Annotated in this window: 11 protein-coding genes and 1 pseudogene; 4 read left to right on the top strand and 8 right to left on the bottom strand. The window is 61.8% G+C overall.

The features are described 5' to 3' along the window. Positions 1-104 precede the first annotated feature (104 nt). Positions 105-1223 carry a monooxygenase gene (locus MHI61_RS06555; protein WP_239791389.1) on the top strand — a complete coding sequence of 373 codons (1119 nt, stop codon included), beginning with the start codon at positions 105-107 and terminating at the stop codon, positions 1221-1223. 54 nt (positions 1224-1277) lie between these two features. Here the strand turns inward: MHI61_RS06555 and MHI61_RS06550 are convergent, their stop codons facing one another. Both MHI61_RS06550 and MHI61_RS06545 read right to left on the bottom strand, forming a co-directional pair. Then, positions 1278-1742 (bottom strand): Rrf2 family transcriptional regulator, encoded by a 465-nt coding sequence (locus MHI61_RS06550; protein WP_239791388.1) that lies wholly within the window; start codon positions 1740-1742, stop codon positions 1278-1280. 196 nt (positions 1743-1938) lie between these two features. Next, the gene (locus MHI61_RS06545; protein ID WP_239791387.1) at positions 1939-2727 is read right to left on the bottom strand and encodes an SDR family oxidoreductase; all 789 of its coding nucleotides are present in this window, start codon (positions 2725-2727) and stop codon (positions 1939-1941) included. A gap of 129 nt (positions 2728-2856) precedes the next feature. On the opposite strand from MHI61_RS06545, the gene MHI61_RS06540 reads away from it, so the two are divergent. Next, on the top strand, positions 2857-3627 hold the full coding sequence (locus MHI61_RS06540; protein ID WP_239791386.1) for a TIM barrel protein: 771 nt from the start codon (positions 2857-2859) through the stop codon (positions 3625-3627). Between the two features lie 98 nt (positions 3628-3725). Here MHI61_RS06540 and MHI61_RS06535 read toward each other — a convergent pair whose 3' ends face one another. Then, entirely contained in the window at positions 3726-4262 is a 537-nt protein-coding gene (locus MHI61_RS06535) for a hypothetical protein (protein WP_239791385.1), read from the bottom strand. Positions 4263-4354: 92 nt separating this feature from the next. On the opposite strand from MHI61_RS06535, the gene MHI61_RS06530 reads away from it, so the two are divergent. Beyond that, positions 4355-4828, top strand: coding sequence for a cupin domain-containing protein (locus MHI61_RS06530; protein WP_239791384.1), 474 nt, complete (start codon positions 4355-4357; stop codon positions 4826-4828). Positions 4829-4849: 21 nt separating this feature from the next. Here the strand turns inward: MHI61_RS06530 and MHI61_RS06525 are convergent, their stop codons facing one another. The 5 genes from MHI61_RS06525 to MHI61_RS06505 form a co-directional block, all read right to left on the bottom strand. Next, positions 4850-5959: a sn-glycerol-3-phosphate import ATP-binding protein UgpC gene (locus MHI61_RS06525; RefSeq protein WP_239791383.1), complete on the bottom strand. Its 1110-nt coding sequence runs from the start codon at positions 5957-5959 to the stop codon at positions 4850-4852. Positions 5960-5971: 12 nt separating this feature from the next. Next, on the bottom strand, positions 5972-6886 hold the full coding sequence (locus MHI61_RS06520; protein WP_239791382.1) for an ABC transporter permease subunit: 915 nt from the start codon (positions 6884-6886) through the stop codon (positions 5972-5974). A gap of 10 nt (positions 6887-6896) precedes the next feature. Next, positions 6897-7781 carry a sugar ABC transporter permease gene (locus MHI61_RS06515; protein WP_239791381.1) on the bottom strand — a complete coding sequence of 295 codons (885 nt, stop codon included), beginning with the start codon at positions 7779-7781 and terminating at the stop codon, positions 6897-6899. A gap of 128 nt (positions 7782-7909) precedes the next feature. Then, positions 7910-9265 carry an extracellular solute-binding protein gene (locus tag MHI61_RS06510; protein WP_239791380.1) on the bottom strand — a complete coding sequence of 452 codons (1356 nt, stop codon included), beginning with the start codon at positions 9263-9265 and terminating at the stop codon, positions 7910-7912. A 363-nt stretch (positions 9266-9628) separates the two neighbouring features. After that, positions 9629-10834, bottom strand: coding sequence for an ROK family transcriptional regulator (locus MHI61_RS06505; protein ID WP_239791379.1), 1206 nt, complete (start codon positions 10832-10834; stop codon positions 9629-9631). Between the two features lie 227 nt (positions 10835-11061). Here MHI61_RS06505 and MHI61_RS06500 point away from each other — a divergent pair. Continuing rightward, positions 11062-12301 (top strand): annotated as a pseudogene (locus MHI61_RS06500) (extracellular solute-binding protein). Positions 12302-12351 lie beyond the last annotated feature (50 nt).

The raw sequence follows: 12351 nt of genomic DNA, 5'->3' as shown, positions 1-12351 counted from the left end.
AGTTGGTGAGAAAATTCGAAGCATCGGTTTTTTCTAGAAAAACCGTTCTTATCATCCGCAGCGAAATCCCTCACTCCTGTTGTCCGTCGAGGAAAGAGTGATCGATGGGAACCGTATCGCAGTTTCGTGACCGCCTGAGACCGCCAGCGCAGCGCATCGAGAGCGAAGAGGCGGCAATATCCACGGCCCGTGACCTCGCCACCGCATTCCGGCGCGAGGCGAGCGAACGCGATGTCAACCGCATTCTGCCGTTTGCCGAGCTCGACGCGCTGTCGATATCGGGACTGACCGCAATCACCGTTCCGCCCGACCATGAAGGGCTCGACGTGCCGAATGCCCTGCTTGCCGAAATCGTTGCGATCATTGCCGAGGCCGATGCCTCGATCGGCGAGACTCTGGAAAATCATTTTTCCGCGCTGGAAACACTCCGCATTCAGGCCGGAGAGGATCTGAAGGCCTCGCTGTTTGCCCGTGTGCTGCTCGGCGACCGCTTCGCGGCCGCTACTTTCGCCGAGGGATGCGAGGTGACGGACGAAGGCCCGGGCTATCGCCTCAGCGGCCGCACTCGGCAGGCCGCCGGTATCCTCTATGCCGACTGGATCGCCGCCGCTCTCACAATTCCGCCTGACCGCCCGGCGACGCTCTACCTCACCGGCAGCGATGAAAACCTGCAGGTGGTCGATGATTGGGACGGCTTCGGCCAGCGCACCAATGGATCGGCAACGACGATCGCCGGCGCACTCCATGTCAATGCCGCGGCCATCGCGCCGGCGTCTTCGTTTGGATATTCGACCGGCATGTCGCTCCGCCTGCTGCTCAAGGCCGGGGTAAGCCTCGGCATCGCGCGCGCCGCGTGGGCCGACCTGATAACCGCGATCGGCGATCGCGCCGCCGTCCTCTCTCACCTCGGCAAACACGCCGTCGGCATCGAAGCGACGGCGGCGGCCTTGGAACGGGCTGGCCGAAAACTCGACTTTGCCCAGGTCAATCCCGTGGAGGCGGCGATGGCGGACGCGCATTTTTCCGCTTCGGCCGCCGCGATCACAGCCGGCGAAACGGCGCTCGCCGCCGCCAATGCGCTGTTCGAACTCGTAGGGCAGGCATCGGCCGGCATCGGGCTCAATCTCGACCGCCATTGGCGCAATGCCCGCATTCACGCGCTTTCGCTGCCACGCGACAGGCTGCTGGCCAGCGCAGGCGAGTATATGTCGAAGCAAGCCTGAACGACTGCCACAAGGCACTGTTGTTGTGCGGGACGATGTGGAAACGAAGAGATCTCAGCTGACGGCAGAGATCGGAAATTCTTCCGTGGTGCCCTCGACATGGCCGCCGGCCGCAACGAATTGTTCGAGGGTCATATTGTCGAGGATGGCGGCGATCGCGTCCCGAACATCGGTCATCGAACGCCGCACCTGACAGGTTTCCGGATCGGCGCAATCGTCGCAGGCCTCATAGGCCGTGCGGCTGGCGCAGCGGATCGGCGCTAAGGGCCCGTCGAGCGTGCGGATGACATGACCGATGCGGATTTCGGAAGCCGGCCGCGAGAGGGAATAGCCGCCGCCGGGTCCCTTCTTCGAACGCAGGATGCCGACATTGCGCAGTTCCAGCAGGATCGTATCGAGAAACTTCTTCGGGATATTGTTGCGGGCGGCGACGTCGTTGATGAAGGCGGTCTCGCCAGGCGGCAACCGCGCCAGATCGACCAATGCCTTCAGGCCGTACTTTCCCTTTTTCGTCAGCATTGTCTTTTGTCCTGTCGAAAACGCAATATTTATCCCGCCAATAGCAGGCAAATAGCGTCGAAAGCGTGAAGATACAACAAAATAGCTATTATTTATAGCTTATCTCGGCAACACTTGCGGGCTTGGCGGGCAGCAAAGCGGCATCCGACGTAGCAGTGGTTGGCGACACGCGCTGCCTGCAGCCCGCGCTTTGCCGTCAGATCGTCTTCAGCATGCCGCCATCGACGAAATAGGTCGATCCGATGCAGTAGCTCGCTCGTTCCGAACTCAGGAAGACGAACATGTTTGCGAGCTCTTCCGGCGTGCCGAAACGTTTGGAAGAAGCGTGCTCATTGGCGACACTCTGCAGATAGCCTTCCCAGTTGCCGCCGGTTTCGGCCGTCAACTGCTTGGCGGTCTTGATCCAGTCCGGCGTCAGGATCAGGCCGGCATTGATGCAGTTGACGCGGATATTGTCCTGGATGAGTTCGGTCGAGAGCGTCTTGGAAAACATCATCAGCGCCGACTTGCTGACATTGTAGATCGGCTCGTACCAGAGCGGCTGGACGGCGCAGATCGAGGCATTGTGCAGGATGACCCCGCCGCCGCGCGTCTTCATCTGCGGTGCGATGCCGCGCGCAAGCCGCACGGCGGCCATGACATGCAGGTCCCAATAGGCCTGCCACTTCTCGTCCGGGGCCTCCATCACCGTCTCGTTCGATCCGGTTCCGGCATTGTTGATGAGGATGTCGGCGCCGCCCTTCTCTGCGGCGGCCGCAATGATCGCCTCCGTTCCCGCTGCCGTCGCAACGTCGGCGACAACGGCGGTGGCGCTGACGCCATGCTTCTCGGCAATACGGGCGGCCTCCGCCTCCAGCCGCTCGCCGCCGCGCGCCGCCAGCACGAGATCGGTGCCCTCAGCCGCCAGCCCCTCGGCGATCGCCAGCCCGATGCCGACCGACGCGCCCGTTATAACCGCGGTCTTTCCCTTCAATCCCAGATCCATGTCTTCCTCCAGCAGCGCCGGCGACCCCGGCCCGATGGGACGAGTGTTCCGCCAATGAATCCGGGCGTCAAGCCTTGCAGCAGGCTCCGATCTGGCGCAGCCTGCGCCCCGCACAGGGGAGGAATTTTCATGCGACGTTATTCGGCCTGCATAGAGTGGCTGTTTGCCGAAGCGGGCGACCGTTTTCCCGACCGCATCCGCCGCGCCCATGCCGGCGGCCTGACGGCGGTCGAATTCTGGCGATGGAGCGACAAGGACCTGGATGCGATCGAGGCGGCGCTTGACGAAACCGGCCTTGCGGTGACCAGCCTCGTTGCCGAACCGATGATCGCGCTGACCGACCCCGCCAACGGACACGCCTGGCTGAAGGGGCTTGCGGACTCCGTTGTCGTCGCCAAGCGTCTCGGCGCGCCGGTGCTGATCGCCCAGGCCGGCGACGATCTCCCGGGTTTCAGCCGCGAAGAACAGCGCTTGGCGCTGACCGAGACACTCAGAGCCGGCGCCGATGTCCTCGCCGGCAGCGGCGTGCGCCTCGGCGTCGAGCCGCTCAACACCCGCATCGACCATATCGGCTATTTCCTCGCGTCGACCCGCGAAGGCCTCGACATCATCGATGACGTCACCCGCCCCGAGATCGGCATCGTCTACGACATCTACCACTCGGCTGTGATGGACGAACGCACCGAAGAGGTGCTGGAGGGCCGTCTCGACCGTGTCTTCCACGTCCATGTCGCCGATCATCCCGGCCGCAACGAACCGGGCTCCGGCGGCATCGACCTCGCCCACCGCCTCAACTGGATCTTCGCCAACGGCTATGATGGCGCCGTCGGCCTGGAATACCGACCGACCCGATCCGGTGCGGAAGCAGTCAAAGCTGCGATCGCCTCGCTCGGCGGCTAAAGCATGGCGCGCAAAAGTGTGCAGCGGTTTTGCGGCAACGACATGCGTAAGACAAAGACCTAAAGCGAGAGGAGCGATCCGAAAGATTGCGACTTGCTTTAGGCCGGGCCGGCGCCCTCCGCGAAGGCCTCAAGTTCGGGATCGACCTCGACCTCGACGACATTGTTGAAGACAGCGGTTGCCAGCATGATGCCGGCAAAGGCGACGAGATCGACCAGCGTCTTGGTCTCGTAACGCTCTTTCAACCTCGCCCAGAGCTCGGCCGGAACGGCGTTGGAATCGGCGACGACCGCCCTGCCGAACGCGTTGAGCAGGGCATCCGCTTCGGAAAGCTCCAGTGCATCGGGGTCGAAACCCTTGTTGATCAGCGCCCGGCGAAAGAAGGTGATGGCGATCTTCGATTTCGCCGCTTTCGAGATCGCATGCGAGAAGATCCAGATCTCCCGGTCGCTGATCACGGAATCGAGCTCGGCCCGCAGCGCAAACCACTCGGCATAGATGCGATGGGCGACCGGCGAATGGAGGAGCGTCCGCTTCATGTTGGTCATGCGCCCCCGCAGCCTGATTTCCTCGTCATGCGCCGCGCGAACCTCTTGCGAAGCGGTGTCGTAATCGATCTGCGGGAGGTGGCTCATCGGGTGAACTCTTTCCTGATGCACGAAGACAATCCGCTTGGCCGCCGCGCCGCGCCCACCTAGATTGTTTATATCGAAGGCGGAGGCAAGGCATGAGAGGCGACCACGAGCATTCTCACATCGACTGGCGGGAACATGGCGTCAAGGTCATTCCCGGCAATTCGCTCGATCCCAACACGGCGCAGACGCCGGGCATGAACCGCGCAACCGCGATCAACAATGCGCGTGCCGGCGCCGAGAAAATCTGGGCCGGCACGGTGACGATCCATGCCAACGCCAAGACCGGCGCCCACCATCACGGCGACTTGGAAAGCATCATCTACGTCGTCAAGGGCAAGGCCCGCATGCGCTGGGGCGAGCATCTGGAATTTACCGCCGAGGCCGGCCCCGGCGACTTCATCTATGTCCCGCCCTACGTACCGCATCAGGAGATCAACGCCAGCCGCGACGAGACCCTGGAATGCGTGCTCGTCCGCTCAGGCCAGGAGCCCGTCGTCGTCAATCTCGATATCGAGCCGGTCGAGAAACCGGAAGACGTCCCCTGGATCGATCCGATCCATCGCTGACGCCGACCGGCGATGAATTCGTCAGGCGTGGACGGCGCCGGTGCTGCTCATGGCAGGGTTCTCGATAATCCGGCCGGTATCGGCGGCATAGAGGTGGATCGCATTGTGGTCGATCGCGATGCCGATCGGATCGCCCGATTTCACGCTCACGGCATCCGTCAGCGCCACGGCAAAAGGCAGCCCGTCGAAATCGGCATGAACGACGCGGCTCGCGCCGAGCTCTTCGATGAAATCGGCCGTCGCGATCAAGGCGCCGGGCGCATCCGGCGCCACCAGCCGGGCGGCCTCGGCGCGCATGCCGAGCACGACGCGCTTGCCCTTCAGGCTCGCGGCGCGGTCGCGCGGCAGGGCGATCTTGCGGCTCTGATCGTAGACGAAGACGCCCTCGTCATTGATCGTGCCTTCGAGCAGGTTCATCGCCGGCGTGCCGACGAAACCGGCGACGAAGCGCGAGACCGGATGATGATAGACCTCTTCCGGCGTGCCGACCTGCTCGACCCTGCCGCCATTCATCACCACCAGCCGGTCGGCCAGCGTCATCGCCTCCGTCTGGTCATGCGTGACGAAGATCGAGGTGGCGCCGAGGCGGCGGTGCAGGCGGCGGATTTCGGCGCGCATGGCGATGCGCAGCTTGGCGTCGAGGTTCGACAGCGGCTCATCGAAGAGGAACACTTTCGGCTCGCGGATCATCGCGCGACCCATGGCGACGCGCTGGCGCTGGCCGCCGGAAAGAGCGGCCGGGCGGCGGTCGAGGAAAGGTTCGAGGCTGAGCGCCTTGGCGACCTCGGTAATGCGTCGCTGACGCTCAGCCTTCGCCACACCCGCCACCTTCAAGGCATAACCGATATTCTCGGCAACCGTCATATGCGGATAGAGCGCATAGTTCTGGAACACCATCGCGCAGCCGCGCTCGCGCGGCTCCAGCTGGTTGACGACGCGGCCGTCAATGGCGATTTCGCCGCCGCTGATTTCCTCGAGGCCGGCGATCATGCGTAAGAGCGTGGACTTGCCGCAGCCCGACGGGCCGAGGATGACAACGAACTCACCGGATTTAATCTCCAGATCGACGCCGTGAACCACGGGATGTTTGCCGTAGCTCTTCTTCACATCACGGATTGAGATCGGTGCCACAGGACTGTTCCTTCACTTCTCGGTGGAGATAAGGCCGCGCACGAACCAGCGCTGCATCAGGATGACGAGCACCAGCGGTGGCGACATGATGATCAGAGTACCCGCCATGGCGACGTTCCAGTCAGGCAGGCCGAATTCGGACGGGATCAGGGTTTTGAGCTGCGTCACCGCAATGCCGAAATTCGGATCGGTGGTGATCAGAAGCGGCCAGAGATACTGGTTCCAGGCCCAGACGAACATGATCGTGAACAAGGCGATCATGTTCGGTCGCGACAGCGGCACCAGAATGTCCCAGAAAAACCGCACCGGACCCGATCCGTCCATCTTCGAGGCCTCGGCAAGTTCATCGGGAACCGTCAGATAGAACTGCCGATAGAGGAAGGTGCCGGTCGCAGTAGCGACCATCGGCAGGACGAGACCTGGATAGGAATTCAGCAAGCCCCATTCGAGCTTGATCTGGATACCGCTGATCTGCGCCACAAGCCAGCTGATGCCCGTGACATCGAGTATCGTTTGGAACGGCTGTAGCGCGTTCGCCGCGATCGAATAGGTGGGAACGATACGCACTTCCAGCGGCAGCATCAGCGTGATGAAGATGATCCAGAAGATCAGATGCCGTCCGCGGAAGCGGAAATAGACGATTGAAAACGCTGCCATGGCCGAAAGGATGACCTTGCCGGCAGCGACTGCCGTGGCGAAAATGATGCTGTGCAGCAGCTTGTTGCCAAGATCGGCGCGCACCCAGGCTTCGCGAGCGTTTTCCCAAAAATGCGAGCCCGGCGTCAGCGGCAGCGGCACGCGGTTGACCGTCTCCAGATCGAGCGTCGATGCGATGATGACGATGACGAAAGGCAGGAGCGCGATCACCATGCCGAGCGCTAGAAGCGTGTAGCAGATGAAGTTGAATATCGGCGTGCGTTCGATCATGTCCGCGACCTCACTTGTAGTGCACGCGCCGCTCGATGAAGCGGAACTGGAAGATGGTGAGCATGACGACGAGCAGCATCAGAATGATCGATTGCGCCGCCGCGCCTGAATAATCGAGGCCTCGGAAGCCGTCGAAATAGATCTTGTAGACCATCAGCTCCGTCGCCCGGGCCGGGCCACCCTGCGTCATCACGTCGACGATGCCGAAGGAATCCTGGAAGCTTTCGGTGATGTTGATGACAAGCAGGAAGAACAATGTCGGCGTCAGCAGAGGCAGCTGAAGATCCCACATACGGCGCAGCGGCCCGGAGCCATCCATGGCGGCCGCTTCGATCAGCGAGCGCGGAATGCCCTGCAGAGCCGAGAGGAAGAAGATGAAGTTATAGCCGATATATTTCCAGGAGAAGGCGATGATGACGGCGATCATCGCGTCCTTGCCGTCGAGCGCCGGATTCCAGAGGCCGGGCCAGACATGGTTGATGACCGAGAGAAGGCCCGCCTCCGGCGCCAGGATGAAGCGGAAGGCCAGCCCGAGAGCGGGCGCAGCGATCGCATAGGGCCAGATGAAAACCGACCGGTAGATTTTGTGGCCGCGCAGTTCACGATCCGTCAAAAGCGCCAGGATGAGCGCCAGCCCCATGGCAATGATCGTCGAGCTGAAGCCGAAAACCATGCTGCGGGTGATCGATTCCCAATAGACCGGATCGCTGAGCAGCAGTTTGAAATTGTCGAAGCCGACCCAGGCATTGCCGCCGCCCCATGGCTGCTCGAGCGTGAAAGCCCAATAAAGCGCCTGCGCGCTTGGCCAGTAGAAGAAGACGAAGATCAGCAACAGCATCGGGAATGCGAAGAGGAGGCCGATCGTCGTCGAGGAGAAGGTGACGCGCTTTTCCATGGGTGGTCGTTTTCGCCCTGGTTTGACTTCAGGCGCGGGCGGCAGCGCGCATCCGCGACTGGTTGGGAGAACTTATAAAGACGCACCCGGCACGCGCAAGGCGGGCCGGGTGCGGCTCAATCAGGCGATCAGGGGAGCTGAACGTTCTTGTAGGTCTGCTGGAAGCGGCGCAGGAGCTGGTTGCCGCTTTCGGCAGCAGAGTCGAGCGAGGCCTGGACGTCGGCATTGTTGACGAAGATGGCCTGCAGGCCGTTGGCGATCTCGGTGCGGACCTGCAGCAGGCCGCCGAGACGGATGCCCTTGGCGGCTGCGTCGCCAGCCGGGGAAGCGGTCAGGCTCTGAATGGCGAGTTCACGGCCGGCGTAAGGCGCCTTGTCGTAGAAGCCCTGCTTCTTCAGATATTCGAAGCCGGAGTTGCGAACCGGGATGTAGCCGGTAACGGTCGACCAGGTCAGAGCTTCTTCCGGCTTGGCGATGAAGTTGAAGAAGGCAGCGGCAGCCTTGTACTCGGCGTCCGAATGGCCCTTCAGAACCCAGAGAGAAGCGCCGCCGACATAGGAGCTGTGACGGGTTGCGTCACCATAGGTCGGGAGCATGGCAACGCCCCAGTTCATGCCCTGCTTGGCGGTGCGGCCGACATTGCCGTGGTCGCCGACCGAGGTCAGGATGACTTGGCAATCGCCGGCAGCGAAGGCTTCGACGAAGGTCTGGCCGACGGCCTTGTTCTTGATGAGGGCGAGCTTGTTGTCGTACCAGGACTTGAGGTCCTTGATGTAGCTGACGAGAAGCGGGTTCTTGTTGAAGACCAGCTCGGCGTCGAGGCCTTCGAAACCGTTCTTCTTCGTGGCGATCGGCTCGCCGTTGACGGCTTCGAACTGCTCGATGTACTGCCAGACTTCGTTGCTGGAGATGTCGAAGGCGAGCGGGCATGCATAGCCGGCGTCCTTCAGAGCCTTGAAGTCCTCACCGGCTTCCTTCCAGGTCGCCGGAGCGTGATCCTTGCCGATCTTGGCGAAGGCGTCCTTGTTCCAGTAGAGCAAAGCGGTCGAGGAGTTGAAGGGGAAGGAATACATCTCGCCCTTCGACGTGGCGTAGTAGCCTGATATACCCGAGAAGTAATCGTTCCAGTCGACGGTGTAGCCCATGTCGGCCATCAGCTTGTTTGCCGGGTAGTAGGCGCCGGAGAGCATGATGTCGAGCGTGCCGGCGTCGGAAACCTGGGCGATGGTCGGCTGCTTGCCGGCGCGGAAGGCGGCAATGGTGTTCTGCAGGGAAGCGTCGTAGCTGCCCTGGCTGGTGCAGACGACTTCGTAGTCGGCCTGCGACTGGTTGAAGCGATCGCACTGTTCCTGGACACGCTTTGCGATGTCACCGGAATTACCGAACCAGAAGTCAATCTTGGTCTTTTCGGCGGCGGCAGCGGGGCCAGCAAGAAACGCTGTAGCGAGAAGGGCGCCAACGGCGCCGAGAAGCTTGGCTTGCATGAGAACCTCGAACGTAGAAGGGACGCGCACTTTCAGCGCACGCCCTATTAGCTGGTTCAAATTGCGGCGGCCAATGAATATTACATGACATGAAATGACCGAAATCCAGTCGTCACAAAATCGTCACACGGTTGTTGCTCACAACGCTCAGGGGAAATATTTAGATCGGCATCGAGTGGTCTGCAAATATATTTACAGTTGCGGGCATATATATTCTGGATGGTGCAATTTCAAAGAGTATTTGATATTTATTTATATTTTGGAAAAGCTCACCTATTCTTTGCTCCATCATATCGAAACTTGCAAAAAACCTCCTTATTTTGCCGTTGCACTGCTGTGCAACGCCCGGTTTCAGCCCCTAAATCAGAGGGAATCCTTCAAAATTGCTGCAAAATGGGGGTCGAATGCGCGGCTGATCGGTCCGGCGGCAGCACCGAGCGCCACTGACCATGGATCGGCCATGCCGGGCTGCAGGCGCGGCAGCGTCCGCCCGCGCCGTTCGGCGATCGAGGGCAGCAGCGGGCCGATGGCCGCAATCAACCGGTTCACCAGCGCTTCGGGGGCGCTGCCGCAGAGGATCACCGTCTGCGGATCGAAGACCGTTTCGACGAGATGGATACTCCAGCGCAGGTCCGCCGCCGCCGCATCGATCCAGGTATCGATGCCTGGATCGCCCCTCGAGGCGAGGTCGTTGATGTGCGCATGCAGATCGGGATCGGCGGGATCGATCGACAGGTGCTGGTAGAGCGAGGCGAGCGAAGCGCGATGTTCGAGCGGCGTCGATTTGCCGTCGGCAAAGAGCAGCGCCATGCCGATCTCGCCGGCATTGCCGTTGGCGCCGCGATAGAGTTCGCCGTTAAGAATGAGGCCGGCGCCGATGCCGTAGCCGACGAACAGGCAGACGGCATGGTCGAGACCATGGGCGGCCCCCACCATACGCTCGGCGGTTGCGGCTGCCGCCGCATCGTTCTGCAGGCCGACATCGAGCCCGGTGCCGGCGGTCAGCGTTTCCAGCAGCGGAAACTTCTGCCAGGCCTCCATCATCCAGGGATCGTCGCCGCTGCCGGCGACGCCAAAGGGTCCGGGCATGGCGGCGCCGAGGCCGACCAGCCGCTTTTCCGATTGCTGGACGATGCCGGCAAGTTCTGCACGCACGCCGGCAACGAGATCGAGGATGACCTTCGTCCCTTCCGAAGGGACTCCGGCCGGGAGGCCGGCCTCATCGCGCACGAGAACATTGCCGACGAGATCGACGGCAACCGCCCGCGTCACATGCCGGTCAATCTGCAGGCCGATCGCGAAGGCGCCCTCGGGAACAAGCCGATAAGGCGTCGAGGGCTGGCCCCTGCCCTTTCGCACCGCCTCCTGCGAACTGACGAGACCGTCGAACTCGAGCTCCTCGATGATATTGGACACTGTCTGCTTGGTCAGCCGCGTCGCCCGAGCCAGATCGGCGCGCGAGAGCGCACCGTTGATCCTCAAGGCATCGATCATCACACGCCTGTTATGCGCGCTGGTGCCTTCGTGATTGGTGCCGCTCTTGGCCCGGATCGGCCTGACGTCATTCATGTGCAATTGCCTCTTGACTCCAGTAGAATGTTGAAGAAGTAATAAGTCAAGACATTTGACTTAATAAGGGACCGAAGAGTTCCAGGGAACGCAGGAGCCCGCACAGGGCCTCCAACGACGCTCCGAGATGTTCAACCGGCACGTTTTCTTTTCACGCGTGCCTCTCGAAACCGGTGGCGGAAAATCCGCCCTCGGCCATGCGTAAATGTCAAAAACTGGAGGCTGCAATGCTGAAATCCTTGAACAAGACGCTTTTGGGTGCGGCCTTGATCGGCGCATCTCTTGCCCCGCATGCTTTCGCCGAAACGACGCTGAACGCGCTGTTCATGGCGCAGGCGGCTTACAGCGAGGCCGACGTGCGCGCCATGACCGACGCCTTCGCCAAGGCGAACCCTGACATCAAGGTCAATCTCGAATTCGTTCCGTATGAGGGACTGCACGACAAGACGGTGTTGGCACAGGGTTCTGGCGGCGGTTACGACGTCGTCCTCTTCGACGTCATCTGGCCGGCTGAATACGCCACCAACAAGGTGCTGGTCGACGTCTCCTCCCGCATCACCGACGAGATGAAGAAGGGCGTGCTGCCGGGCGCCTGGACCACTGTGCAGTATGACGGAAAATATTACGGCATGCCGTGGATCCTCGACACCAAATATCTTTTTTACAACAAGGAGATCCTGGAAAAGGCCGGCATCAAGGCGCCGCCGAAAACCTGGGACGAGCTGGCCGAGCAGGCAAAGACGATCAAGGACAAGGGCCTGCTCGCCACCCCGATCGCCTGGAGCTGGTCGCAGGCCGAAGCAGCAATCTGCGACTACACCACGCTGGTCAGCGCCTATGGCGGTGATTTCCTGAAGGACGGCAAACCTGCCTTCCAGAGCGGCGGCGGTCTCGACGCGCTGAAGTACATGGTCTCGAGCTATACATCGGGCCTGACGAACCCGAACTCCAAGGAGTTCCTGGAAGAGGACGTCCGCAAGGTCTTCCAGAACGGCGATGCCGCCTTCGCGCTCAACTGGACCTACATGTACAACATGGCCAACGACCCGAAGGACAGCAAGGTCGCGGGCAAGGTCGGCGTCGTGCCGGCGCCGGGCGTCGCCGGCAAGAGCGAGGCTTCGGCCGTCAACGGCTCGATGGGCCTCGGCATCACCTCGGCCAGCAAGCATCCCGATGAGGCCTGGAAATACATCACATTCATGACCTCGCAGGCGACACAGAACGCCTACGCCAAGCTCAGCCTGCCGATCTGGGCCTCGTCCTATGAGGATGCGACCGTCACCAAGGGCCAGGAAGAGCTGATTTCCGCTGCAAAAATCGGCCTCGCCGCCATGTATCCGCGCCCGACGACGCCGAAATATCAGGAGCTGTCGACCGCGCTGCAGCAGGCGATCCAGGAAGTCGCTGCTCGGCCAAGCCACGCCTGAGGACGCGCTGAAGTCGGCCGCCGAAAACAGCGGCCTCTGAACCCGGCATAACCCCGGGCGGCGCCTGCCGTCGCCCGGCCTCTGAAGCTT

The organism is Rhizobium sp. K102 (assembly GCF_022385315.1).
Taxonomy (GTDB): domain Bacteria; phylum Pseudomonadota; class Alphaproteobacteria; order Rhizobiales; family Rhizobiaceae; genus Rhizobium; species Rhizobium croatiense.
Note: the sequence above shows the minus strand (reverse complement) of the source record. Positions and strands in the feature narration are given on the sequence as shown.